Below are 26,929 nucleotides of genomic sequence, written 5' to 3'. Positions count from 1 at the left end.
GTTTTGCCTGTGGGCTAGGAGATGTATATAAGGGAGCACCCCGCAGGGCTCCCCGACATCCACGACACGCGCCACGGACCCCGCCGCCCAACCGGCCACGGCGGCCACCCAGCCGGCCACGTCGAGCCACGACAAGAGCGACAGCGACAACAGCCCCGGCGGCAGCGGCGACCCGGGCACAACCGGCAATGCCAACCGCGACAACAACAGCAGCGGTCAGCCCGGGAACGGGCACACCACATCACACGACCGGGCCGGCGAGCGCCAGGACACCCTGTCCTCCCGCGAACCCGACGCGCCGTCAGCACCGGACCCGGGAGTGCGTGACACCGACGTGTCCGGTGCGTCGCAGCGAGGGTTTGAGGGTTCTTCCGGGGGTGGGTCATCCCGGGAGGGTGATGGGGTGCGGCCACGTGGTTCGCGTACCGCTGTCCACTCCACGCACGTCGACAACATCAACGGTGCCCCGCCCACGCAGTCGCGTGGACGGGGCGGCCATGACCAGGAGTCGTTGCGGAAACTGGCCAACGGAGTTGCCGACGACGTAGTTCGGCAACTGCGAGGCACGGTCGACATAGACGATCCGAGCGCGGACCTGGGTACCCGTCTCGGCCTCGACCGGGAGGGGGCTGCGGATGTGCTCTTGTGCCTCAGGGTCCAAGAAAAGCTCCAGAAGGAACTGGGCTTTGACTTTTCGCTGTCTGCTTCATCCGGCGGATCCATCACACGCGGTCACGACGATATAGGCGTGGGTACGGGTACGAGCTTGGGCCGTCTTGCACCCGACCACTACTGGAGCCGCATCACGGGCTGGCACGAGTTCGCCGATGATCTGGAGCCTGGAGAAATGGGCCTGATCGCATGGCGACGCCAGGGTCTGCCCGGTCACGTCATCGCGGTCTACAAGTACTCGGCGGAGGGCCTGCTGTACATCGACCCCACTCGGGGCCCGGATCAGCGCGCAGTCGCCGAGCCTCCGGTCTGGGACGCGGTCAGCGCACGCGCTGTTGTCTTCACTCCCGCGGGCAGCCCGCGGGCCCACGGCCTGCCCGACGCGGTCGAGTCCGCCTCAACCGCTCATGCACTCCTTGATCCTCCAGTTGACCACCGCTACGGCGTCCATCGCGACCTCGTCCTCCCCGCAAATCTCGAGAAAGTTCCCGAAAGCTCGTCCGATGAAATCTTGTGGCGTTTCAGTCCTTTGACCCCTGAACAAATCTTCCGGGGTGGGTTCCTCGCACCAAACAAGGAGAACAAGGTCCTCCTGCGCGATTATATCGTGCACAATGCCGTGGCTCAGCACATATCCACGACGCGCGATCGTGACTTTTGGTACAACGGCAGGCGGTACCGATATGAAATCCATCCTGGCAAAAGTGTTGAACCCCAAGCGCGAACTGATCTCGTAGCCAAAACTTTTGAAAGCGAAGTTTCCTTCACCTCGCACATTGAAGCCCGGGCGGTGGTGAGTGTATATGACCAACAATCAGGCAGAACAGGAGTTTGGAATCCCTCGACCTCTTCTGTCGAGTGGCGCCTGGGCGACCATCAGAGCGGCGCGTCAGAATCTAAGAGTAATACGCAACTCTCTTCCTCTGCACAGGCATCATCCTCCTCCGTGCCCAGTCATCGGATGCAGCCACACCCTTCCGCCGCTCCCTCAGTCCGTCGAAATCCTGTGTCCTTCCAGCCGACCATCCACTACAAGGGGTCGCCGAGCTCCCCGACCAGTAGCCACGGAGCGCACGGCCGTAACATATCTTCTTACTTCTTCGGTGCCGCATCAACGACTCAGGCATTCAAGCCCGCCGGACAGCAATCTTCCTACTACAAGCAGCCGTTGCGCGCGGCCACCAGCGGCACATATGCCGGCCCTACCATGAATTCCGGACGCGCTTTTTCGTCTCACGCACCCACAGAGGCTTACCGACGCAACCCGGCGGATTCGCAGAGGAAGGCACTGCACGGCGGTGCGCCGAATCCCGCTCGGCCGCTACCGAACCCGTCGGCCGGCGCATTGCCGCCGGACACAACCGCGACGGCTGGGCATCTTGCCGCCCCTTCGACCAGTAATCCGTCGCAGCGGCAGACGGCACGGGATGCGACAACGGACAGTAACGACCAACTGCGCCGCAGGCGGTTCCCTCAACCATCTTCCGAGGTATTGCAGGCATGGTCCCATCAGTTCACGTTCGCGGACCAAAATCTCTGGGCAATGCCAGACGCGGCTGATCTCCGGCACGAGGCTGCACAGATCGTCGCCCGCCAGCACGTGGCTCCCCCATCCGAATCCCACGGTCTGCCACACGACGCCAAGTCCTACCGGAAGTTGCACGCTCATATCATCGACGTCGTCGCATCCCATCTGGGCCGCGATCGCCACAAAACTGATCGTACGGCCCGCGCGATCGCACTTTCCAAGCAAATGGCGGCCGCGTTCGGCAGCGATCACGCCTCGTCCACACCAGCGGCGCAGGCGGAGCCCGCTGAAGTAGAAGAGAAGAGCGGCCCGAGCAACTCCCCGAGTTCCACCGGTCACCGGCTCGCCCCAGCCCAGCCACGCCTCCCAGGCGGCGCCATCGGCGATGGAACAGACCGCACGACTGACGACCCATGGCTCAACGCCTTGGCACGCTCCCGGAACTGGACCACTGACTTCGCGATCACACGCTACGTCGAGGCATCCGGTCTCGTAGGCCGGGCGCTGGGCTACCGCACGGCAATCGGCCAGGACACTCCGGAAGCCGAGTACCGCCAACGCCTGCGCGACGTCGTTGCCGCGGTAACCGTCGCCCGCGCCGAAGCCGCCACCACGGCGAAAGGCAAGGAAACCGAGCACCGCCCCACACCCGCGTACGACGCCGCTCTCATCGACCGTCTGAAGGAAATCGTCACCTCGCTGGACGAATACAACCAAGCGATTGACCGGGCACTCCAAGACCCCGAAACAGACCACACACCATGGATCTCAGACATGGAATCCATGGTCGAAGACGCATCCATCAAGGCCCGGGCCCTCATCCCCGGCCTGGACCCTGCGGACGTCCACCACCTCTTCCGCCACCAAGCCCTGCTGCAACGCCCAGCCGGCACGCCCATATACCTGCCGGGCGAACCACACCACGAGCGAGGCCACCGGCTGCCCGCCGTGCAGCCGGGCTCCGACGGGGCGGCGGCGAGGGAGAGCGATGTGGCAGACACCAGCGCGGCGGCGGGTGAGACACCCGCGCCCGCTCCCATGCATGCCGACAGCCTGTCCCGCGCCGGCTCCCGTTCCGAAACGGCTCCCGTCATGGAGACCGCGGAAAGCCGTGCGTCTGGCACGGACAAACGTGCGGACACGGTGCGACGGGCGGTTGGGCCGCGCCGGTTGCAGGAGCTGGATCGTGAGGACCTGGTCGACATCGTCGAAGAGGTCGTGAACGAGCACCGCAGGCAGCATGCCGGCGTCGCGGGCGGTCGACGGGCGGCCGAGGGGGCGTCTATGTCCCCACGCGAGCCGTCGATACAGGAATGCCTGGACCTGCTGCACCTTCTGCGCGACGCTCTCTTCCCGCAGGGCGTCGCGACCGCGCGCGCTGCCGCCGACGACAGCGTGCTCGACCTGCACCCCCACGAGAGCCGTCTCGCCGCAGGCGATGGCTGGAGGTCCGTCCAATCCTGGCAAACGGTCGCGGACACCCTCGCCGCGACGGGATCTGGCAGCGCCGCGTTCGTCCTCGTCCGACGTCCCCGCGGCATCGGACACGCCCTCGCCGCATTTGCTCTCCCTGCCACCGCCACACGCGACGCCAGTAGTGCAATCGATGTTGTCTGGATCGACATTGATCCCCTGCTAGTTGTCCGGGTTGGCAAGCAGCCCCCGCGTATCGCTCCTGCCGAAGCCCGCGCCGTCGTCGTCGGCTCCGACGCCCGCATCATTCCGAACGCCCTGCCGGAATTCCACGCCTCGACCTCCATGGGGCACTCCGTCGTAGACCCGTCCACTCACCACCAATATGCCGGTTTGGGCGGGGAGTTCGAAGTCCGACGTCCGGTCATCTTCGTGGGGGACCCTGGATACGGGACCGTGGTCGCAGTTAATGACAACGGCTCGGTGATCACAACGGATCACCAGGACTTCTATCGCGCCGGCGATTCCTTGTATATCAAGAGGGAGGACGCACAGCAGGCGGGGCATGCGCACATAAAACGCGAGCAGCATACCGTGCTCGAAATTGTCACGCAGCCCGCCGCTGCCCTTCCAGGAGAGCGGCGAGCTCTGACCTGGGATGCGATCCAGGCATCGACGGAGTCGACATTCCGAAGGATTCTGACGGCCTCTGAGCGTGCGAGGCTGGAAGATGTGTTCACGAGAAGGGATGGCTGGCGGGTCGCCGAACAATTCGCCGACGGCCGGCTGGGGCCGGCTCCAGCGGGGGAGGCGGCGGGAACAGCGTTTTCCCAATTCACTATTGGCGTCCCAGTGGATGGACTCCTAGCTGCTCTCTATCTGGCTGAGGCCAGAATAGTGAATCCGAATCTGCTCGGCGTCTATCCGACAGCACGCCAGTTCGGCTCGCTGCTCGCAAAAGATTTCGTAGAGCGACAGCATGGCCCGCTTGGATTCGGGGAGATCAATCTCCTCACCGCCGATCCGCGAGTGCGTGAACTGTGGGGATACGGCTGGCTATTCTTCAACCACATCTCTGCGGGGCAGCACCTGGCGTTGCACGCCAGAGCCGAAGACATTCTCGTCAAGAATGGGCTTCCAGCCGCTTGCAGGCACCCCCTTGACGCCGTGCGCAGGGCTCTTCGACCCGAGGTCAGGAAGTACCTGAAAGACAACAGCCAGACAATTATTGACTATTTCGAAAAGTCGTGGAAACCCCTCCTGAAGCAAGCAGGCGTCCGAAGTTTCCCTGAAGGAATCACCTCGGTGCTCGATCTGCCACCGGGCCTGCAAGATAAAGGTTTCACGATTCGAGATGCGCTCACCTACGCAACAACAGGCAGGACTGACGACGGAAGGAGTATCAGTCAGCGTGATCTGACTGGAATGGATGACCGGGACTTCAAGCATCTTGACTCGGAGCACCGGCCCCCGCTGGTGCTCCTGGAGTTGCGCGCCTATGCCGGAACGAGTGGCTCCAACAATCTGACTCCGGCCGAATTGGCGCCGACAATCAATGATTTGACCGCGACAGTGAGTGCTAATGTCGCGAATCGGATACTGGAACCGCAACGGCGAGTCGACTACGTGGACAATCTTCTGGACAGCCGTTCCGACCTACTGCCGGTCGGTGCGTTGTTCAACGTCATCCCGCTGCTGAAAAAGTCTTCCGATGAAACGATAGCGAACTCGGTCAATGGTCTTGATGCTTTGGAGCTCGCTCGATCAATCAGTGATCTTGTGGTCAACGGGAACGCGTTGTCGCCCGAAGCGGTCAGAACACTGAACACGCTGGCCCGGCTGACCGAGGATGCCCTGTCGGGAAGAAGTACCTTCTTTCCTGTTCCCGCTGGAGATGTCCGAACGCAGCTTCAACTTGGCGTCCATGTCGCCGAATCTCTCACTGGTCAAAGCGGCACTCAACCGGCTGAATCCAACCAGCGCAGCAGGGCCGTCACACATTCGGCACCCCAGGCGCCACACACGGGCGGCAGCAGGACGAGCGGCAACGCCGCACCCGCGGCTGAATACCCGCAACCTACGCAACGAGAGCTGCAGCCGTGGCAGGGCCACTTCACCGCGGCCGGCCAGTACCTGCGCTCCCTGACATCCGACCAGCAAAGGCTGAGAGAACTCCTCTCCGACGCTCGACGCATCGTCGGCGAGCACCACGTGGCGCGCCCGGCAGCATCGACGGGCATCCCCGGGGCCGATCAGTACCGCGCCCTCCACGACAAGCTCGTACAGGTCGTTGCCTACTACCTGGACCATGCCGGCGAGGACCAGGCCGCCGACGCCTCAAGAATCATGGCCGAGTCTTTCGGCACGGCCCGCATCACTCGCCCAGCCCACACCCGTGCGTCGGCCAGTATGAGGGGAGGCGCTGTGCCCGCCCCTGTCGTCCTGCCCGAGCTTCATGTGGGGCCGTCCGCCTCGCGACCGCCGACGCTTGCCTCGCCGCCAGACGTCACGGTTGACGACGAGTTCCTCAACACTTGGGCGGCTTCCCGTGACTGGACTGTGGATTTCGCAGGCGGGAAATACGCAGAGGCTTCCGGTCTTGTCGGTCAAGCACTGAACTATCGCCTGGTGATCGGCAAGGAAGAACCAGAAACGCGATACCGGGATCATGTGCATCGGATCGTGGCTGCCGTGGCCGTCGCCCGTGCAGAGGCGGGGACTGAGGGGTTCGATAAAACAGTAATCGACCGCTTGAAGGAAATCGTCACCTCGCTGGACGCATACAACCAAGCGATTGACCGGGCACTCCAAGACCCCGAAACAGACCACACACCATGGATCTCAGACATGGAATCCATGGTCGAAGACGCATCCATCAAGGCGCGGACCCTCATCCCCGGCCTGGACCCTGCGGACGTCCACCACCTCTTCCGCCACCAAGCCCTGCTGCAACGCCCAGCCGGCACACCCGTACACCTGCCGGGCGAACCACACCCCGCACCCCACGCGGATCGGGAGTTCACCGCGAACAGGATCCGTCAGGAGCATGATCTGCCGCCTCGGCAGACATACACCGGAGTTGTCAGTTCCGGACTCGAGGACGGTCACCCGCCCGCGACGCCCGGCACGACGGGACTCACCGGCACCGACCGGAACGCGGACCGGGCCGTGCCGCCGGGTGAGGCGGACCCCCAGCAGGTGCCGGCAACTGCGGACACCTCTGTCGACACGCCACAACCGAATGGTCTGGACGCGGACACAGATCTTTTCACCTGGGTCAATATGGTGCTGGCCGAAGAGCGTCTGAAAGGGGCGTCGGGGGCCGAAGTTTCTCTGGATATTTCGCAGGTACTGGAGCTGCGCGATGAGGCGGTTGCGGCGTACGGGAAATCCCTTCCCTCGAACACCAAGGGCCTTGCCGGGGCATTGGTAGACCACTTTCTCGGCCGCGGGCTGGTGGGCCTCGCGGGAGGCGGCGGGGGCCTCGAAGTAGAATTCACCGAAGTAATCCTTTTGGAGGGGATTGAAGATCCCTTCGACTTCTATGGCAAGGCCCTGATCAAGGGGCCGGGTATGGAGGTGGTCGTAGAGCCCAAGGAGTTCTATCGCGGTCCGAATAACACCATTTACCGTCATCAGGGCGACGCCATCCAAGCAGGCGGCTCTGGTGAATCCATGATGACTGCTGTCCTGGAGATCGTTACAGATGTCATGCAGGTGCTGAAGGGAGGTGTGGAGGGACGCCGTCGACCCCCGGCGAACACGTTCCGGATTCTGAAGGATATAGAAACCCGGCTGAGGGGCTTGCCTGGAAGAGAGGGAGGGCGCCCGCAGGTACCCTTGGCGAAGCTCTTCCCTGTCGCGGAGGGATATGAGGCAACTGAGCTGGGACGAGGGGCGTTGATTGGACGTCGGCCGCTCAAGGACTCGACGCTGCACCATGTCCAGTACACCGTCGGTGTCCCTATGAGCGGCCTGTACTCATTTCTCAAACATGTTCACAAGCACACCTGGCTCGACGAATCCTGGGGATCCCGTACCCAGAACCCGGGTTATCTCACCCGGACACACCTGTTCGAAGGTCTGAAATTCGGCAAGGAGCTCGCCGAAGATTTCTCACACAGGCTGAGCGCTACAGAAGCAGCAGAACTCAAGGGCTACGCCTCACTTCTCTACGTCAACGCGGCAGCTTTCGCAAATCGCCTCTTCGACGACGAGCGGCTGGCTAAGGCGCATGCGGCTGTACTGTCCCGTCACGCCATGGCGGATATCCTTCACACGTTGCGACCGCGCATTCAGGGGATCCTTCGAGATAATTCTGATGAAATATTCAAAGATTTCCGCTGGCGTGTCCTTGGAACCCTCGCTCAGTTTTATGGAGACTTTCGTAACATTCCCCAAGGGGAAATCGATGAACGTGCCCGACGGTTCAGGATCTACCTGCTGAGCGGACTGGACCACCAATACTGGCGAGTATCCCAGAAGTCCGCTTTCGGCGGAATGACCGAACTGAGGCGTCTCGATAATAATGATGGATCTTCTCTGCCCCTCGTAGTTCTGGAGGTTCGAGCGTATGGCGCCGAATACATAAGTGCAGATACGGCCCAGAGAAACTATGAAAGGCTCGCCGACAAGGCGAATAGATTGTACGCCGAGGCGGCAGCGGCTGAAGCAGGTAACGGCTATCCAGAAGCCTTCTACCCGCCTGCTATCTTTGCAAATGAGGTACCGCACAACTTCGGCATCAAATTGCTGGAGTCCATGCAAGCTCCCGTAACCCTGTGGGCTCGGGAACTAGAAAAAACGGCCAGGTCCACTCCGCATCCGGAACTAATCATAGAGTACTTCACTCTCCAAGTGCGAGGCTTTCCAAAAACCAGGATAGATGCCTGGTACGAGTTCCAGCGGGCATCCCGATGGGTGCAGATCGCGACAGCCGAAGAGGACGAATCGGCACGGCAGCAACTAGAGCTGGCCGCAGCCGCTCTGACCATTTGGGGCCACAATCCGGAAAATATAGCTGAGAAGTTTCAGCTGTGGGTCCAGGATTATCATAACCGGATTTCAGCTGTGCGTTCCGCAGCACTTACTGAACTGAGGAAAAAAGGATACCCCGGTTACCGGATTGACAGTTCCGTGGTGCGGGACATATTGAACGGCATGTCCCCGGACCTCCACACCCAGCCGGTATCGGTGCTCGGTCAGACGGTTGCGCAACGCGTCCTCGAATGGAGCCGCCCACAGAGCTCTCATGCGGCTCATGGCTTGGCGCAACAAATGCAGCATGCGCTGAGGATTGACGATGGGCCATCAGGATGGCAAGCACCCCAGGGGTGGGAAAAAGGCATAGGGCGCCAGGTGAACGAAAGACTGGCAAGACTGTACGGGCCCGGCTACCGAGCAGACGAGCAAACCGTTCGATACTTGCTGGAGCGCCTGCCCGGCGAAATCCGTAACAGGTCGGACAAAACGATTGTCAAAGAGCTCGTACTGCGCATCACCGCATCCCCGCTGCACGCTCGCGGGCGAGGCGGGCTCTTCGCCGGTGGCGCACCGGATCAGACGACCACCGACAACAACGAGGACAGCGGCAGCATAGAGGCCCTGCTGTCCGACGAGATTTTGGGAGATCTTCCGCCCGCGCTGGTGAGCCAGGCGATAACGGCCTACCAGCGGATACACCCGGCCGAGGTTCGGCTCGGCGACGACAATGAATCCCAACAGGCGCAGGAACAGTACCGCCAGGACATTCGGGAAATCGCCAAAGCGGGTCTGGAAGCTACCCAAGAGCAGACAGCGACTCTGCGTAACCCAGGCACAGGACAGGATCCGATAAGCGAAGCGATCGAAAAGAAGGCAGTTCAGGTCGCCGCCGAGCGGGAATCGGCGATCGGTATGACAGGATCAGCCCTCGATCTAGCCCGCCACCAAGCACTTACGGAAGATTCCGAGTTCCGCAACGATCTCCGCGCCTTCGTCAGCAGCGCACTCAGCAAGGAATCACGGGCACCGCACGACCTGTCCAGCCATGGGGAGATCCTGGCTGCCTGGAAGAAACTCCCCTACCTGGACCGCCTGCTCCCGCTGTCCCAACTCGCCAGCCGCATCGCACCCATCATTGCCTCCAGTCGGGGAACGGCAGCAACGCTTGCGCGGAGCCCTGGGGAGGCCACGGCCGTGTCCGCCCCCGTCACGGGTGACGTCAGCGGGGATGCCGAGGGACAGGGCACGGACACGCCCCATATCCAGGAGCCCGCAGGAGCGGGACGTGGTCCGGACTCCGACGGGGCGGGAATGAGAGAAAGCGATGTGGCGGACACCAGCATGGCGGCGAGCCAGACGCGCGCGCCAACGGCGACTGGGTCTGCTGATGGCGTCAACCTGCGCGAACCCGTCTTGCACAGCGACCGGGAGCACGAGAAGTGGGAGGCCGCCCTCCAAGGGTTGGGCACCGAACGAAGCCCTGCGCCGGAGGGCGTAGCGGAGATCGCGGACACCGCCATGAGCGGCAACAGCTTCCCCGAACTCGCGCTTCGTGGGCATCCTGTCTCTCTCGACGTCACTCCTGAAGGCGCCGCCGACCTCTCCAGCTCAGCCCAGACGGCCGAAAAGCTGACCTGGCCCGCGCCACTCAACTCCGCCGGCGCCCCGTCCCGGCAATCCTCGACGGGTCAGAGCCCCGCAGGACGCGCTTCCGGATATGCGGCGGCCCGCCTCCGTGGTGGTGCCAATGTCCCCGCGGCTTCGCCTTCTTCGCTCGCCGACCCGTCCGGGGCCCAACCACAAGCGCCCATACCCGTACAGCAGCGGGACCCCGCAAAACCACACGCTGGAGACAGTGACGACCAAAACGATGCCTTCGCCGAGGCAGTTCGACAACACCCCCGGCTACGAGACTTCGACCCTGCCCATGTCCGGCTGGCCATGAATATCCTTCGCGCCGCCGGCCGCCGCCCCAGCCTTTCTGTCGACCACGGCGCCGATTCCTTCTGGGAGAGCGTCGCCGAGACGGCTGGAAGCCTCCGCGAAAACGGTGTGCACGCCGCCGAAGTACACGCCAGAACCCTCCCGGATCCCGAGCGGCCGCCAGGCCTTTCCGGCGGGACGCGGGAACCCGTCACTGGCCCCGATTCCGCGCTCGCGGCTGCTGCCGCAGGGCCGAGCAATGCCGACGCACTGGCCGCCCGGTCCACCACGAGCATCGCCCACAGTGCCGGACCGCACGCCACAGACCCCGCTACGGCCCCCACAACACCGGCGCCCCTGATCGACGGCAGCGCCGAGGGCAGTGGCAACCGTGACAGCAGCGGCAGCGGCCACGACCGGTCCGGGAACGGGCACACGCCCCCGTCCGACGGGAGCGGCGCATACGAGGGCGACCGTCCGTCCAGCGAGACTGCCGCATCTGCCGTGTCGGCCGAGCCGTCAGTACCGGACGCGCAGGCCGTGGCCAACGCCGAGACGGGCTCGGCCCAGCCGGAGCAGGACACACCGTCGGCCACCACACCGGACCGTGGGCCGGAACAGGCCGACGGGCCGCTCTCCCCGACGGCCGGAACACCAGCCGATCCGGTGGGCCATGGCCGCCCGGCCGAGGAGGCCAACCCTGCCGACGCGCGAGCGGATGCCCCGGACACCGCCGGCCAAGTCACCGAGCAGCAGAAATGGAAGGCAGCCCTCACCCCGTCGAACGCACCGCAAGACCCCCGACCGCAGACAGACGGCGAGACACAAAACCCCGTTGCACACACCCAAGACAGCGGCCAAGGTCCGTCCACACCCGATGCGGCCACAGAGGCGCCCGGGACGGCGGACGGGCCGTCGAGCGTCGTGCGGCCTTCAGGTTCGGAGGGCGATTCTTCAGGACGCGGCGTACCGGTTGCGGCCCACAAGACCGATGAGCCACTCGCTCGCTCTACGGTCGAGCACGTCGGCGGTGACCACCGCCCTGGCGAGCTCGCGGAGAGCGTGCGGAACAAGCCGGCAGCGAAACCGTCGCCTCAACTGAATGACACGACTCGGGAAGTCCGCGACCTCCACGGCAAACACAGCGAGCCGACGGACACTCGGCCGCGTCCACTGTCTGCGGCGGAAGCTCCGGCACGGGGTGATACGGCTGATGGGGTGGTTCTCTCCTCCGACCAGTTGACCGAGCGTGTCAATGACGTCGTCGCAAGGGCAACCCTCCGCCATCCGGCGGCCGGACCGTCCGACAACGGGGACCAAGCCGCTGATTTGGCCACCCGTCTTGGGCTCAGTCCCGACCAGGCGGCCGATCTCGCGCTGTGCGTGAGCCTGCTAGGTGATCTGAAGATCAAGGTCTACCCTCCCGCCTCTCTCACTGGTCCGGGACGCACCCCCGCTCCCGGCGCACGAAGCGTGGACGACAGTCAGCTTGGGATCGGCGGAGCCCGTAGCCTTCTCGCCCCCGCGACCGCCTGGACGCCCGTGACGGACCTCGACAAGATCGCCGACACTCTCGCTTCCGGAGAGACCGGTCTGATCGTCTGGCACCGCCGTCGCGGTCCCGGCCACGCAATCGCTGCCTACCACACGACCGAGGGCATACGCTGGATCGACCCCCAGGCCCCTGCGGACCACCGCGTCGCGACTACACCCCCCAGCCCTTGGGAGGCCGTCGACGCCCACGCCGTCGTCCTCAACCGCGACGGACACACGCGCTCCGGCGCGATCGAGTGGCGCTCCATGGGCACCGCCGCCGCACGCGCCCTCACCGACCCGCGGTCTGACGGCCGTTATGGCGCACCGAATCTGAAGACCCTCTTTGGCATAGGGAAGGGGAAACAGCAAGATTCATCGACCACACGCTCACACTCGACCCACGTTCCGGCACATCCCGCGCCCGTAAGCCCCACCGTCGGCGTGCAACAGCGTCACCTGCACTCGCATGAGATGTTCGACCAGCACGGAAGGCCCGTCGGCCGCGCGTATTTCCCTGAGACCCGCAACCCCGGATGGTTTCAAGGGTTCCCTCCCTGGACGAGCACCTCCACCTACACGCGGGTCACGCAGGGCCTTCCGGAGACAACGCCGGTCCCGTGGTCCAAAGGCAACTACTTCCTCGGGATGCACTCACACGAAGCACAGGCCAGAGTGGAGGACGCCCAAGGAAACGAATACCGGGTGTACGGCGCGGAGTTGGGGGCTGTAGTCCGGCACCGCCCCAGTTTCCAGAAATTGATTGCCCGGAAACCCGGGGCCGGTGTAGTGATGATCGCTTGTAATGCGGGGGCGTACGACGATGGACTTGCCCAGCAAGTGGCGGACTATTTGGAAACGACCGTCTATGCCGCCGCCGGTAGGGTGTATATCGAAGATTACCAATCCCCACCACGTGCATGGATCAGCCGGGCCCCCAGTGGGGCACCCGGCGAGTTCCTTCCGATTCAGCCGCGACTCGGCCGAGAAATCGAGGTGTCGTTCCATCAGGGCGGCGTGGAACTGCCCGCCGACCAGCAGCGAGTGATTGACCACCTGGCGTCCCGGGCCGTAGACGCCGCGCGGCAATCCGGTACTGACCCGAAGCAGAAGCCCGTGGTCACGGTCATCGGTTATGCGTCGGGACGCCGAGGAGACAGCGACGGCATCGGCACCGGCCAGAAGCGCGCGGAGACAGTCACCGCACAGCTGCGACAAAGCCTGGCCCGCCGGCTTGGCACCGCGCGCCTCGACACTATCTCGATAGTCACACTAAGTCGCGGCGAAGACCTGCCTCAGAGTGCCCTGAATACTGGGCAAGACCGGTCCAGCCTATTGCGGCGGACAACAATCACCCTGCACATCCCCACACTCCGCGAAGAGAAGGAGAGCGACGAGGCCGACGACCTCGACCCCATAGCCTATGCTTGATCCGCCGCGACGGACATTCGAGATCAGGGGTTCTGCCCTGGAAGAGTGTCCGTCATGGAGAGCATGGGGAAGAAGAAGCCTCGCCCTCGCCGCTCGTTCACGCCGGAGTCCACGGCCGAGATCGCGAGCTGTGCCGGCGCGGTGACCGTACGGTCGGTCGGGTCGCCAAAGACTTCGATCTGACCGGTTGAATCCAAGACGGCTTTCTTCGCGAAGGAGACCCGGTGACGGTGGACCCGTTCATCAAGGCGGAGAAAGTGCAGGTCACTGCGTCAAACGGGCGTGTGAGCCATTGAAGGTCTCCCGAGCCGCCCACTATGCCCGCCGCACCGGCACCCCCGGTCCCCGCGCGGTCCGCGACGCCGAGCTGACCGAGCGGATCATCCGTCCACACGAGGTCGTGAGGAACCTACGGTGCCCCACGCGTCCATGCCGCTCTCCAGCATGAGGGCGCTGCGTGCGGGCGTCGCCGTGTCGCCCGGTTGACGCGGGCAGCCGGGCCGGCGGGCTTGCCTCGCCGACGACGGGACAGCCCTCAGGACACGGTGTGAGTGCGAGCAGCGGGCGGAAGCAACATCAGTCCGTGCTGGTCCGCCGGCAGTTCGTTGTGCGCTGCGTCGGTGGGCGCCTCGTCGCTACGTGCTGCTTCGACCTGCGCGGCGGCGATCGCCGCGTTGAGCGGCTCCGTCTCGATCACCATGCCGACAGCGCCGGTGGGATTGACGTATACCCTGTGTCGCGACGGCAGTTGGCCCATCACATCCGCCATAGGAAGAGTTCGCGAGCCCAGTCCGCTGAGCGTCCGAACATGGTCATCGGATGTGAAGATGGGGACGACGGGGAGGTTGTCCGTCGTCCAGGCTGCCAGCGGTAGGTCGTCGGGCGTCAGCAGGATCTGCACGTTGGCCGTGGCAAGAAGGCGGATCACGTTCTCGGCGCGTCCGTAGCCGGTGACGGCGAGCTGCACGGCTTGGTCAATGCTGTCCGTCGGGTCCGGCCAGCCCAAAGCCGCCGGTGAGGGACGGTAGTCCTCGTTTTCCCTCCATTCCTCGATCTCACCGTCCGTACCGGAGCGCCATTCGCCTATGACGGCCCATGCGGGTGGATTCCCGTGGCCTCGCCAGGTGGGGTCGACCATGCCGAACCAGTGGTCAGGGGCGATTCGCGCGGCTTCCCGGATGTCCTCTGGTGCGTCGGGGCACGCTCTGGACTGATCAGGGGTGTCACTCATCTCTTGAGTCTCTCCTTTGCCGGGACCCCGGGCGCCGGGGCCGCCGTCCTGTTTCCGGTCGCCGAGGCCACCCGCCGTGCGCGGGGGCGGGGCGTTGCCGGAACTGGCGCCTACCCATCAATTCTCGAATAGCGTTGCCGGCCGGTTGACACGACCGGCCCGAGCGCCACTGCGAGAATACTTAGTGAGTCTTCGAAATTGAGCGGTGCACGAGTTGCTGAGGCGGCGTCACCGTGCAAGGGAGATCGGTGGTCTCGTCTCCCTGGACGCAGGGCTCCCGCGGTCCAGCGTGATCGGTTCTGTTCTCGACGCAGAATGATCATGCGGGAGCCACCGGCTTGCTCAACGATACGACGTTGTTGCTCGACCTCGACGGGGTGTCCCGTCGCGCGGGTCGAGCGATTGGTCGACGAAAGACGCAGACCCTGGCATACCGAGCAGCCCTGCGATTGGCGGCGATCTCGATCTGAGCCCGCCGCTGAACAGGGAGTACCAGTCCATGCGCGTGCAAGGCGCCGCCCGCGCCGCAGCCGTCGGCAGCGGATGTGTGAGGTACGTGCGGGGCGGCGTGAATAGACGCTTCCCTCCCGGCTGACGGGGAGGTGAGGACACCCGGCTGGGTCCAAACGGTCCTCCCGTGCGGGATCTTGGGGCGGGTTTCCGGTATCTCCGGCGTGCGCGTGGTGGGCCGGCATCGTCGGACGGCCACCGTGACGCACCGACACGCTCTGAGCCGACCGCAGCTACGACCGCGACACTCCTCTGCCTCGCCACATGCCCTGATCACCCAACGCCACGTCCAACGCCTATGGTCAGAGCCTCCAACCAGATTTCAGGATGAACTACGGAGGCGACAAAGGCAGATGATGCTGCCGGCAAGCTCTCCATCTCACCGCGCGGGATGACCGCATGGTGAACAGTGGCAACTCACACCATGTCAGTGGCACTAGAGTGACGTCGCGCCCGAAGCAACGCCCCACCGCCTGCCCGCCTTCAGATCCGGACGCGGGTACCGGCAGGGCTCGTGCGCCGCGACCCACCGGGTCCTGCCCAATCTGTGCTGCGCTCCCGGCACGTGGTCAGTGGTGCGTCTGTCCTGTGTATGCCGACGGGCGGCCCCCCATCCCCTCAGTTCACGAAAGCGGACCTCATGCGTCATTGTTTGCGTATCGGAGCCGTCGCGGCTCTGTTGACCGGCCTGTCCCTCGCTCCCGCCACCGCCTATGCCACCCCTGGCGGCCCCGGCGTCACCGCGAAAACCCTTGTCCCCACCGTGACGGTGAATGGCAAGGACTACACCGTGCGAGAGATCACCATCCCGCCCGGCCAGGGCACAGGCTGGCACTTCCACGACGGCACCCTCTACGCCCGTGTGGCTCAGGGCACACTGAGCCACTTCGACGCCACCTGCTCCTCCGACGGCGTCTGGGGCAAGGGTGACTTCCTCACCGAACCCTCCGGCTCGGACCATGTGCACATTGGACAGAACCGTGGTACCACAAACGTGGTTCTCCAGGTCCTCTATGTCCTCCCGCACGGGGCCCCGTTCTCCCAGGACGCCTCCAACCCCGGGTGCGACTTCGAGTAGTTGAGCCATCAGACCCCGGGCCACGCAGTGGCCATTGCACGTCCCGACGCCGGCACATCGTTCCCATGTGCCGGCGTCGGCTTCCAAACGCTGTCCAGTGAATGATCTTTGGCGGGGTGTGGGCGTGGCCGGTCCTTGCTCCGCCCGCTCGCCTATTCGGCGAGGTTGAGGTCGTGCGGGTGGGCGATACCGAGCATGGCGTGGTGGACGCAGGGATCGTGGTGCCGGCCGCGCCAGGCGCGGCACTCGAAGTGGTCGAGTCGGAATCCGTGCCGCGGTCTGCCCCACACCGTCGTACGGGCCGGCCTCCTCTTCGAATTCGTCGAATTGCTCATGGCCCTGACTTCAGGGAGAGGGGATACTCCTGCCCTCCACTCAGGTGCGTCCCATAGCCGCCTCCGATGTCGCCGATGTCCTCGCCGCGGTGGCAGAGGGCGACCCGGTCAGGGCGTCCGGCGCATCGGCGGTCCCGAGATCCACCGCCTGAACCGGTTGGGGGACGTGACCTTGGATGCCCGCGCGGACGGCCGTACGGTGATCACCGACGAGTCCGCCGGCCTGCTCGCGGGAATCCCCGACGGGGTACTCACCGGTGACGCCGATGTGGAGACCACGGCCACCCGCTACGAGAACTGGCTCCGCACCGGGGCACTTCCGGGCACCATCCGCCGCTGACGTGCGGCGTGCTTCGATCGCCCGTCCAGGAACTTCCTCTCCGCGTCCCTGCCCCGGGTGGTGGCAGGGACGCCGGTGGAGGTTCGCACGCTCTGCGTTTCGAGCCTGCGGACCGGATCAGATCAGCCCGGCGCGGATGGCGTACGACACCGCGTGGACGCGGTTACGCAGCCCCAGGCGGCTCATAACCGAAGAAATGATTTTCTTGATGGTGCGTTCGGAGTAGCTCATCTTCTGGGCGATCTCCGCAAGGTCCAGGCCCTCCGAGATCATTCGCAGGACGTCTATCTCCCGTGCGGTGAGTCCCGAGGAAGTCAGGCCGCGCGGGCGCAGGACCTCCCGCTGCACATGCTCGACCTGGTCGAGCAGCCGCCCCTGGACCGACGGCGGTAACCAGGCATGTCCGGCGGCCACGGTGGCCACCGCGCGCACCAGTGTGCTGGTGTTCGCGTCCTCCCGCCAGAGCACGGCCCGTACACCAGTTTCGACGGCGGAGGAGGGATCGACATACCAGCCGCGCCCCGTGACCACGACGAAGCGAGTGCTCGTGCGGGTGTCCAGTGCGGCCAGCGTCTCCAGGGCCGAGGCGTCCACGGTGTCGAGTGCCACCACCACGACTTCGGCCTCGGCTATCGGTGTCAGCACGTGGTGCGGGCTGTGCGCCAGGCAGTGTTCCAGCCCGCACCGGGTGAGCGGGTCCGCTGAGTGCACCGCTACGGACAGCTTGCTCATCTTCTCAAGTCCTCGGTCTGCCGGCTGTCTCCGCGAACCGTGTGCCCCGGAGACAGCAACGAAGGATGTCAGCCGAACGTTGGTTGGTTCGGCCCGCATTCTTCGATGCACACAGAGTGGGAAAAGTTCGGTTCCCGAGTGAGGTTCACACCACGAGGTCGTCCGACAGCAGTCGGCGCAGTTCGTCGAGGGTCGGCGAAGCGGACTTGCTGAGCCGGACCGCCTGACGGGTGACCATGGACTCGAAGAGCTTGCGGGCGTCGCGCGCGTTTCCGAAGGTGCGGTCGCGCAGCACCGTCGCGTAGTGCTTGCCGACCCTGTCGAGCAGCTCCGGGACGCAGCTGTAGCCGCTGGACTCGGCCATGCGCTCGATGATGACCACAAGGTCGTCGGCCGAGTAGTCCTGGAATTCGATCTGGTGGGAGAAACGTGAGGCGAGACCCGGGTTGGACGCCAGGAACCCGGACATCTCGTCGGTGTATCCGGCGACGATCACCACAACGTCGTCTCGGTGGTCCTCCATCAGCTTGACGAGCGTGTCGACGGCTTCCTGGCCGAAGTCGTTGCCGGCGCGTTCGCCCCCGCCGGGGGTGAGGGTGTATGCCTCGTCGATGAACAGCACCCCGCCGCGGGCGCGGTCGAAGGCATCGCTGGTCATCTGGGCGGTGTGGCCGACATAGCGCCCGACCAGGTCGGCGCGGGCCACTTCGACGACCTGCCCGCTGCTGAGCACACCGAGAGCGGCCAGCAGGCGCCCGTAGAGCCGGGCAACGGTCGTCTTGCCGGTACCAGGGGCGCCGGAGAAGACGACATGGTGACTGAGGGTCGCCGTGGGCAGGCCCGCGGCGGCGCGATGGCGGGTGTTGGCGGCCAGATGCACCAGGGAGGCGACGGACTCCTTGGCCTTGTCCAGCCCGACCATGGTGTCGAGTTCGGCGAGCAGCGAATCGAGTTCCTCGCGGCCCGCCTCATCGTCGTCGGTGCTTCCTGGCGCGTTCTTACCGAGGTCTTCGGGCATCAGACGCACCATGTCGGTGGGCAGCACGTCCGCCTCCTCGGCGAGGCGGAAGGCCTGGCGGTCGACCATCTCCTCGAAGACCTTGCGTGCGGTACGCCCGTTGCCGAAGGTGTCGTCCCGCCGCATGTTCTCGAAGTAGGAGGTCAGGGCCTCCCGGGTGCCCGGGCCCAGCTCGTACTCGTGCCGATCGCAGATGTGTTCGAGGATCGTCACCAGCTCGTCGACCGTGTAGTTCGGGAACTCGATGGTGCGGTTGAAGCGGGACGCCAGGCCCGGGTTGGTGGCCAGGAAGCGGCGCATCTCGACCGAGTAGCCGGCGACAATCACCACCGTGTCATCGCGGTGGTCCTCCATCAGCTTCACCAGAGTGTCCACGGCCTCCCGGCCGAAGTCCGCTCCGCCACCGCCGTCCGACTGCGAGGTGAGGGTGTACGCCTCGTCGATGAACAGGACGCCGCCGCGCGCCTTCTCGAAGGCCTCCGTGGTCTTGATCGCCGTACCGCCGATGACCTGAGCGACCAGGTCCTGCCGCGCCACCTCGACGATATGGCCGTAACGAAGCACTTCCAGCTCCGCCAGCAGGCCGCCGTAGAGCCGCGCCACGGTGGTTTTGCCGGTGCCGGGTGGGCCGGCGAACACCATGTGGCGGCTCATCGGCGGCGCCGACATGCCCATCTCGGCGCGCCGGCGGCCCATCTGGTTCAGGCTGACCAGGGTCTTCACCTCATGCTTGACGGAGTCCAGGCCGATCAGCGCCTCCAACTCCTCCAGCAGTGTCGACTTCTTCTTCTTCCGTTGGCCACGGGTGCCGTCCTCCGGGCGGAAGCCGTCCGCCACGGGCTCCGCTTCGACATCCGTCCGCTCCGGCCGGGAGCCGCCTTCGCCGACGATGGGACGCTCGCCGTCGCCGGCGGGCATCGCCGGAATCCGCTCACGCAACGGCTTGGCGACATCGGCGCTGAGCGACTGGACGCTCTCCCTGGACTCCCCGTGGATGTCCTGCGCGCCGTTGGACCGGCTGACCAGCTCTTCCAGGATGGTGTTTTCGCTCTTCACCGTGCGGTGCAGACCACTGCGTCTGTTGTCATAGACCGCGGACTTCTTGATCACGACGCGATCCATGGTGTGCAGCAGGATGCCGTCACCGGAGTTGTCGAAGACCTCGCAGTCGGTGAGCGTGCCGGAGCTGTTCGCCGCCATCATGACCCCGGCACGGCCCGAACCGTGGAACCGGGACCGGTTCGCCGTCACCTTGGCTCCCGCGGCCACCGAAAGGCCGTAGTTCTGGGCGCGTGAGGTGTCGCAGTCCCGCAGAGTCGCGACGGCCTCACCGACGACCGAGAAACCGTTGTCTCCCGCCTCGCGGACGAGCACGGCGTGCAGCAGCGTACGGGCCGAGTCCGTCAAGCGCACCCCGGACTTGCCGGCCTCTGTGATCTCCACGTCTTCGTAGCGGCCTCCGCCGGCGTCGCCGATCTCCAGGCCCTGCCCGCCGCAGTCCGCGATCGTGGCGCGGCGCACCAGTGGGTTGGTGTTCTCGTCGGCCCGCACTCCACTGCCGGACGGGCCGCTGACATGCAGCCGGTCCAGTTCCGGCGTCGAGTCGCCGGTCAGATGCGCCCCGTCCGAGTCACCGCCGCGCAGCGTGAGCCCGGTGATGACCGGAGAGGCGGAGCCGCCGACCCAGAGCCCGGCCTCGGCGGGGTCCAGCACCTCACAGTCCTCGTATCGGCCCCGCGACTTGTCACCGAGTCTGAGGCCCTGCTGCCCCGCTCCCGTCACACGCAGCCTGCGCACCAGCGGCTCCGCGTCACCGCTCACCGTCAGCCCGTGCCCGGCCGTGTCGTGCACCGAGCAGTCCTCCAACTGGACACGGTTGCGGCTGGAGATATGGATCCCGACGAGGCCGGCCTCGTGCACGCGGGTACGCACGACCAGGGTGGAGCTGCGGTCCTCCAGCGCGATACCCGGCTTCTCCGTTTTGGAGATGTCGCAGTCCTCAAGCCGGCCGCGTCCCTCACCACTGACAAACACACCGTTGCCCGCGGCATCGCGTACTGTGCACCGTCGGATCAGCGGGTTGCCCCGTTCGCCGATCACCAGGCCGGACGCTCCCAGGTCCTCCAGCAGGCAGTCCTCGACGATGCTCTCGCCCTCGCTGGTCACCACGATCCCGGCGCCGACGGAGTTGGTGACCCGGCTGTCTCGCATGGCGAGCGCGCCGGAGTTCCTCGCCAGGACCGCCGTCCACGAGGTGGCGCTGATCTCGCAGTCGTCCAGCTCCAACTGGCCTGCCGGTACGTCGACCGCGGGAAGTTCCGCGTCGCTGCCTCTGAGTACCAGCCCGGTGAGCTTGACCGCCTCCGCGGCCACCGTCACGGCCGTGCCGGACCGAGGGGCTATCTCCACCGATCCCCGGCCCTCCCTGGCCACGATGGTGACCACGTCTGCCAGCACCAGCGGCTCGCTGTACCGGCCGGGGGCCACCGTGATGAGGGCACCGCTCCTCGCGGCCCGCACGGCGTCCGCGATGGACACGTGGCTCCCAGGGTTGTCCGGGTCGACGGCCAGTACCTGGCGGGTCATGGACGTTCTCCTCTCCGGGCCGGATGGCGCGAGATCTTCGGGGGCGGGCCGTTGGACGGCTCCGAGCGGTCGGTGCGGGGCTGTCGCAGGGGACGGTGGCTCAGCGCCGGGGCGGCGGGGTCACCGCTTGTACCACTTCTGCTGCACCTGGCCGTTGCAGCTCCACAGCTGCAGACGAGCCCCGCTACTGCGGTTGATGTCCACGACGTCGAGGCATTTGTCGGCCGCCGGGTTGACAATGTCCTCCCGCTTGTTGAGCACCCACTGTTGCTGAGGACGGTCAGCACACTTTTCCAACCGGATCGGCGATCCGTTCGCGCCCGAGCCCGACTCGCTGGTCATGCACAGACCACCGGCCCGCAGGGTGCCGTCCGAATAGAACTGCCAGAACTGATTGCTCTGCTGACGGCACGTCCACATCTGCACGGGGTTCCCCGGCGCGTAGTTGTAGTCGGTGACGTCCAAGCACTTGTTGTTCATTTTGCTCACGACCTCCGCCTTCGCGGGCTGCCGGGCGGCAGGGGGCGGCTTCGGGGTGTCGGTCGAGCCCGTACGGCCGCTGTCGCTCCGGGTCTGCGTGTCGGTCCCGGCACCGGACTTCGTGCCGGACTTCGTACCGGTCTGCGCCGCGGGCTTCGCACCGTCCCGGGCGTCCGCCGACGAGGCCGGGGTTGTGGACAATGCCGGTCTGGGACCGGCCAGGCCGACACCGCCCGACGCCGCGGGCCCGCCCAGCGCGGCACCGGCGATCACGGGAGCATGGCCGCGGGGAGCACCGGAACTCGCTGCCGGGACCGGCACGAAGCCGGGCCCCGGGTCGTCCAGAGCGACGTCCGTGTCGCCCGGTTTCGCGGCCGCCGTGTGGCGATCGGCTGACGGACCTCCGGCTATCGCGGCCAGCGCGAACGGCGTGGCCACCAGGAGCAGTCCGGCGAGTGCCGCGCCCGCCAGCACGCCGGGAGACAGTCGGCCCGCCCCGCTCCCGTCGCTCGACTCGGGTTCGGGAGAGGCGGCTCCGGACGGCGGCACGGGCGGATCCCCGGCGGTGGCGGCGATGCCCCGGGATGATGCCGAATCGGCCGTCCTCGCCGAACTTTCGGTGCCAGGGACGGGCGAATTCGAGGCTGCCGTGGACTGTACGGGACCGTCACCTGTCGCGGCGGTCGGTGCCGTCGGCTGCGACGAAGCCGGATCCGGGGCTGCGGCCGATGCCACGGAGTTGTCCGGGCCGGCCGGTTCGCCCTCCACTGCCGCTGAACCCGTGCCGTTCTCCGCGGGTTTCGCTGCGGGTTCACTCATGTTCTGCTCTGTCCTCTACGACGATGTCGGACGGTGAAAGGTCAGTGCGGGCCCGGCGGGTCTCCGGGAAACAGCGCACGTACGGAACCGAGGGCTTCCGGCTCGGCCTCCTGTAGGCGCGGCGAGAGGCTGCGTGGCTGCGACGCCAGGACGGCCGGGCCGGCCCTCCGTCCCTCATGGCCAGATGGCGGGTACCGACGGCACACGGTGTGATACCTGCGTCGCGAAGAATCGCTCCTGTGCGACACCAAGCACTCGGCGGTTCCGGGACGGACAGCAGACGCCCCTCGACCGAGAGGCCGGGCAGCGGAGCTTGCACAGCGCCTCCAGGACGTGACGACGGCTACGGTCTGCTCGACACAGGTGCCGGTCCTCACTGGGCGCCGGCTGACGACCCGGATCCGAAGGACTGAATCGCCAGGGCTCTTGACACCGCTCGATCGAAGATCGTGCCCTCTGCGGACACGAGGGTCGATCGGTGAGCTGCCAGGAGGCCGTGCGGCCCGAAGGTGATGACCGGTCCAGGCCGTGACCGGCCCGCCAATTCCCAACGTAACAGCGGTCTCGGTCATCCGTCCGGCCCGCGCGGTTCCGTTCCTCATCGGTCCCACCACAGTGCCTGAAAGTGCGCGGGCGGCCGCCTTCGGGTGCCTCGTCCGTGACGCGCGTTCGGTGCGGGCACGGCCCTGTACCTGTCGCCGGACACGATGCCTTCCTGGCCTACGCGTCTTCGCACGGACGCAGGCTGATCGACCGGCTTCTGTATATCCGCACACCACGCCGGCCATGGCCGCCCACGCATTCTGGCCGTCAAACCGCGGCGCCTGAGTCACGGTTCGACCCGAGCAACGCCTGACACTATGTTCGCCAAACAGTCGCGAAACAATGGCACATAGTGTGGAGTGAGTCCCACTTCTCACTCCTATGATGGCCGAGCGCCACCTCAACGGACGAGGTGCGCTCCACCCTGAGACCTCTGATCTGTGGGTTTCCTCGCATGCCCTGCGAGCGGTTGGTCTCGGCCGGACGACTGGCCGAGTGAGGACGAGGTGCGTTCCAGTGAGCATACAAAGACGATGGCCGGTCACCCTCGCGCTGGCCGGGTTCATGGCCGGCCTACTGACGGGGTGCCAGGCCGTGCTGGTAGACAGTGCGCCGCGCCTTGTGGTGGGGATGACGGACCGCATCCTGGCCACCGATCCCGCCTCTGGCTACGATCCCGGCTCCTGGATGCTGTTTAACAACGTGTTCCAGTCCCTTCTGAGATTTCCGGAAGGCTCTGCGGAGCCCCAACCGGATGCCGCCAAGTCCTGTGGCTTCACGGACGCCGGCGCCAAGGTCTTTCGTTGCGTTCTCCGGGATGACCTGGAGTTCAGCAATGGTGACCCGCTCACTGTGGAAGACGTGGAGTTCAGCTTTGAGCGCATGCTCCGCATCAACGACCCGGCGGGCCCGGCGATCATGCTGCGTACGCTCGAATCGGTGTCCACGCCTGACGACAGGACCGTGATTTTCCGGCTCAATGAACCCGACGCCACCTTCCCCAGCAAAATCGCGTCGGGAGCCGGATCGATCGTTGACCACCGTCAGTACGAAGCCGACCGGCTGCGTACGGACAGGCGGGCTGTGGGATCGGGGCCCTACAGACTGGACTCCTTCGACGAGCACAAGGCGGTCTTCTCCGTCAATGAGAGCTTCAAGGGCGCGGCCGAGACGAAGAACTCGGGCGTCACCCTGCGGTTCTTCCACGCGAACCAGGACGCGCTGAAGCGGGCGTTGACCAGCGGGGAGGTCGACATGGCTTACCGCGGCCTGAGCCTGAGCAATATCTCCGAGATGACCAATGACGGCGACAGGAACGGTCTCGACGTCATCGAGGGAAGCAGCGCGGAGGTCCAGCACCTTGTCTTCAACATGAAGGATCCCGTGGCGGGCAACCTCGGCGTCCGCAGGGCCTTCGCCTATCTGTTGGACAGGGACAGCCTGGTGCGGAAGGTATTCCAGGACACGGCGATCCCCTTGTACTCGATCGTGCCGGCCGGAATCTCCGGGCACACCACGGCGTTCTTCGACACCTACGGCGCCAGACCGTCCAGACAGCGCGCCACCGAGGCCCTGCGCGCCGAAGGCATCACGGACAAGGTCAAAATCACACTCTGGTCGACCCCCACGCGTTATGGACCTGCCACCGATCACGCCCTCAAGCTGATCGCCGAACAGCTCGAAGCCAGCGGGCTGTTCGAGGCCCAGGTACGCTCCGTCCCCTTCGACGAGTACGAGAAGGCGATATCCGCAGGGAAATACGGGGTGTATGTAAAAGGCTGGGTGCCGGACTACCCCGACGCCGACAACTTCACGGCCCCGTTCTTCGGCGACGGCAATGTACTGAACAACAATTACTCGAACAGCAGGATTACCAAGGAGCTGTTGCCACGCACGGCGGCGGAGAGCGACCGTACGAACACACGCAAGGAGTTCGGCAAGATCCAGGACATCGTCGCGGCGGAACTGCCCGTCCTGCCTTTGTGGCAGGGGAAGCAGTACGCCGTCGTCCGCAGTAACGTCCGGGGCTACCAGTACTGCCTGGACGCCTCGACGGTCTTCCGCTTTTGGGCGCTCAGCAAAGCCTGACGCCGGTGGCCGATACCATCTCAAAGTGAAAGAAGCGACGGCTTCCTGACCGGTCCGATCGGCCGCGATCGCCGCAGCCGGATCACGCCACCCGTCGGCAAGGGCACGTCACCCGCTGTCTCACACCGACTCGCAAGCGTGAACAGGACAGGGGACGGACGCCCCACCGAAATCTGGAATAGTGTGAAGTGGTCTTCGTGCCACGATGCATGTTCCTTGGGAGGGCCGTGTCGAGCGATGCCCTCCCGCAAGGTGGTCTCCGGGGCCTGGCAACGGGCCGTCCCCCAGGGAAAGGCCCCGGAGACATCCTCCCCTCGCGCAAGGAAAGGCAGACCAGCCGGGGCCGGTCGCACTCCCGGCCGACGGGCCGGCGGTAGCACCGGCGCAAGGCACCTTCCTCCCGCCGCGTCCGGGCGAGTACGGCATCGCGCACCTCAAGAACTGGCAGGCCCTGGGCCGCCACCCCGGCCGCCGCGAGCACATGACCGACACCGTCCGAGCCATCGCCGGCCCGCTCTCCCGTCAACAGACGGCGGACCTGGCCCCGGCGCAGCACGGGTGAACACTGAGCCCCGCCGGGACCCTCGAAGTCGCACCACCAACCGTGCACAAGTTCGAAGGCCGGCCGGTGTCCTCGCCCGGGACTCGGCATCGTTCGTACGCGCGTCCTCACCCGCGCTGCGGCTGGAACCATGATCATGGCCCACCTTCACGCATCTCGCTGGTCACAGCGAGAGCTGTGAGCGAGACTACTCACCGGTCACTTCCCGCGCGCCGTACTAATCTGTGTCCCGGACGGGCCGCTGCGTGTACAGAGTTCGCGTCGGCGACCGATCCGGCCGCGAAGGGAACGGAGCGGATGTGCAGCAGGAAGGATTGAAGATGAAAGGAACACCTGGTCCCCGTGGCCTACACGACGCAGAACATCGAGATCACTGCGGAGAATCTGCAGGCGCAACTGCACCGCCTCGAAGAACAGCGGCAGGCGCTGGAACGTGAGTTGGCGGCCGTGGTCGCGCATCTCGGCTCCGTACAGAAGGCACTGGGAGTCCTCCAGGATTTGATGCGAGTGGCGCCCGCGGGAGAAAGTGTGCCGGCTGTGAGCCCGCGTGTCGGCGAGTCCATGGACGCTGCGCACGACAAGGGTGGAGAGCCTGCCGCAGGAAAGCCGGAGCCGGAGGCGGCCGACGTCTCCCGACCACCGGCGCGCGCGGAGAAGAAACAGATTCCCTCGGCAGCAGTACCGCAACTCCGCGTCGCCGGTGACGCGGAACAAGGCAAGTACGGCCAACTGACCGAGCAGATCCTCGAATACTTCGCCTCGACCGACGCCAGCGTGCGGGCGCGTGACGTCGCCGCCGCACTCGGGCGGGACACTGACTCCGGCAGCATCAACGCCGTGCGCAGCACACTCGACCGGCTCGTGGGCGCGTCTCGCATCCACCGCGCGGGACGTGGCCTCTACCGTGCCAACCCTTCTTGAACGGTTTTATGCGCATCAACCTCTGAGGGCATAACACATCGTGCGACAGTGAGTGTGACACGGCTGTCCATGGTCGGTGCCGGAAGACCACGGCTTCCGGCACCCGCCGGTTTGAACCCTGCGTATTGCCGTTCTCCGCCTCTGATGTGACGTTTCTCCGGTCTCAGTCAGCGGCTCCGGGGCAGGTTTGAATAGGTGCTTGC

Annotated in this window: 11 protein-coding genes and 1 pseudogene; 6 read left to right on the top strand and 6 right to left on the bottom strand. The window is 65.6% G+C overall.

The genetic code is table 11. The annotated features are described in order from the left end of the window. Positions 1-511: 511 nt before the first annotated feature. Complete coding sequence (locus PV679_RS02420; RefSeq protein ID WP_319678486.1) at positions 512-13,483, top strand: hypothetical protein; 12,972 nt, start codon at positions 512-514, stop codon at positions 13,481-13,483. A gap of 23 nt (positions 13,484-13,506) precedes the next feature. Here the strand turns inward: PV679_RS02420 and PV679_RS02415 are convergent, their stop codons facing one another. After that, a complete protein-coding gene (locus tag PV679_RS02415; protein ID WP_319678485.1) occupies positions 13,507-13,680 on the bottom strand; it encodes a hypothetical protein in 174 nt (57 codons plus the stop codon). Between the two features lie 219 nt (positions 13,681-13,899). On the opposite strand from PV679_RS02415, the pseudogene PV679_RS02410 reads away from it, so the two are divergent. Next, a pseudogene (locus PV679_RS02410) lies at positions 13,900-14,034 on the top strand (IS3 family transposase); the annotation flags it as partial. On the opposite strand, the gene PV679_RS02405 reads toward PV679_RS02410, so the two are convergent. After that, on the bottom strand, positions 14,019-14,714 hold the full coding sequence (locus tag PV679_RS02405; RefSeq protein ID WP_319678484.1) for a type VII secretion system-associated protein: 696 nt from the start codon (positions 14,712-14,714) through the stop codon (positions 14,019-14,021). The pseudogene PV679_RS02410 and the gene PV679_RS02405 overlap by 16 nt on opposite strands. Before the next feature lie 1,150 nt (positions 14,715-15,864). Here PV679_RS02405 and PV679_RS02400 point away from each other — a divergent pair. Then, positions 15,865-16,302 (top strand): cupin domain-containing protein, encoded by a 438-nt coding sequence (locus tag PV679_RS02400; protein ID WP_319678483.1) that lies wholly within the window; start codon positions 15,865-15,867, stop codon positions 16,300-16,302. Between the two features lie 152 nt (positions 16,303-16,454). Here PV679_RS02400 and PV679_RS02395 read toward each other — a convergent pair whose 3' ends face one another. Beyond that, entirely contained in the window at positions 16,455-16,637 is a 183-nt protein-coding gene (locus tag PV679_RS02395; RefSeq protein WP_319678482.1) for a hypothetical protein, read from the bottom strand. Between the two features lie 172 nt (positions 16,638-16,809). Here PV679_RS02395 and PV679_RS02390 point away from each other — a divergent pair, with 172 nt between their 5' ends. Further along, on the top strand, positions 16,810-16,977 hold the full coding sequence (locus PV679_RS02390; RefSeq protein ID WP_319678481.1) for a hypothetical protein: 168 nt from the start codon (positions 16,810-16,812) through the stop codon (positions 16,975-16,977). Positions 16,978-17,094: 117 nt separating this feature from the next. Here PV679_RS02390 and PV679_RS02385 read toward each other — a convergent pair whose 3' ends face one another. The 3 genes from PV679_RS02385 to PV679_RS02375 form a co-directional block, all read right to left on the bottom strand. Further along, positions 17,095-17,709, bottom strand: coding sequence for a response regulator transcription factor (locus tag PV679_RS02385; protein WP_319678480.1), 615 nt, complete (start codon positions 17,707-17,709; stop codon positions 17,095-17,097). Positions 17,710-17,854: 145 nt separating this feature from the next. Further along, on the bottom strand, positions 17,855-21,313 hold the full coding sequence (locus PV679_RS02380; protein WP_319678479.1) for a right-handed parallel beta-helix repeat-containing protein: 3,459 nt from the start codon (positions 21,311-21,313) through the stop codon (positions 17,855-17,857). 120 nt (positions 21,314-21,433) lie between these two features. After that, positions 21,434-22,342, bottom strand: coding sequence for a ricin-type beta-trefoil lectin domain protein (locus PV679_RS02375; RefSeq protein ID WP_319678478.1), 909 nt, complete (start codon positions 22,340-22,342; stop codon positions 21,434-21,436). Positions 22,343-23,719: 1,377 nt separating this feature from the next. Between PV679_RS02375 and PV679_RS02370 the strand changes: the two genes are divergently transcribed. Next, positions 23,720-25,243: an ABC transporter substrate-binding protein gene (locus tag PV679_RS02370; protein ID WP_416069634.1), complete on the top strand. Its 1,524-nt coding sequence runs from the start codon at positions 23,720-23,722 to the stop codon at positions 25,241-25,243. An 895-nt stretch (positions 25,244-26,138) separates the two neighbouring features. Continuing rightward, on the top strand, positions 26,139-26,726 hold the full coding sequence (locus PV679_RS02365; RefSeq protein ID WP_319678522.1) for a hypothetical protein: 588 nt from the start codon (positions 26,139-26,141) through the stop codon (positions 26,724-26,726). Positions 26,727-26,929: the final 203 nt, after the last annotated feature.

It is taken from the genome of Streptomyces sp. AK02-01A, assembly GCF_033795305.1.
Classification (GTDB): Bacteria; Actinomycetota; Actinomycetes; order Streptomycetales; family Streptomycetaceae; genus Streptomyces.
Note: the sequence above shows the minus strand (reverse complement) of the source record. Positions and strands in the feature narration are given on the sequence as shown.

What these genes read in the sequence shown, in the direction of transcription:
- PV679_RS02405 (WP_319678484.1), bottom strand. Translation starts at nt 14,714, where the DNA reads ATGAGTGACACCCCTGATCAGTCCAGAGCGTGCCCCGACGCACCAGAG.
- PV679_RS02380 (WP_319678479.1), bottom strand. Translation starts at nt 21,313, where the DNA reads ATGACCCGCCAGGTACTGGCCGTCGACCCGGACAACCCTGGGAGCCAC.
- PV679_RS02400 (WP_319678483.1), top strand. Translation starts at nt 15,865, where the DNA reads ATGCGTCATTGTTTGCGTATCGGAGCCGTCGCGGCTCTGTTGACCGGC.
- PV679_RS02370 (WP_416069634.1), top strand. Translation starts at nt 23,720, where the DNA reads ATGGCCGGCCTACTGACGGGGTGCCAGGCCGTGCTGGTAGACAGTGCG.
- PV679_RS02395 (WP_319678482.1), bottom strand. Translation starts at nt 16,637, where the DNA reads ATGAGCAATTCGACGAATTCGAAGAGGAGGCCGGCCCGTACGACGGTG.
- PV679_RS02385 (WP_319678480.1), bottom strand. Translation starts at nt 17,709, where the DNA reads ATGAGCAAGCTGTCCGTAGCGGTGCACTCAGCGGACCCGCTCACCCGG.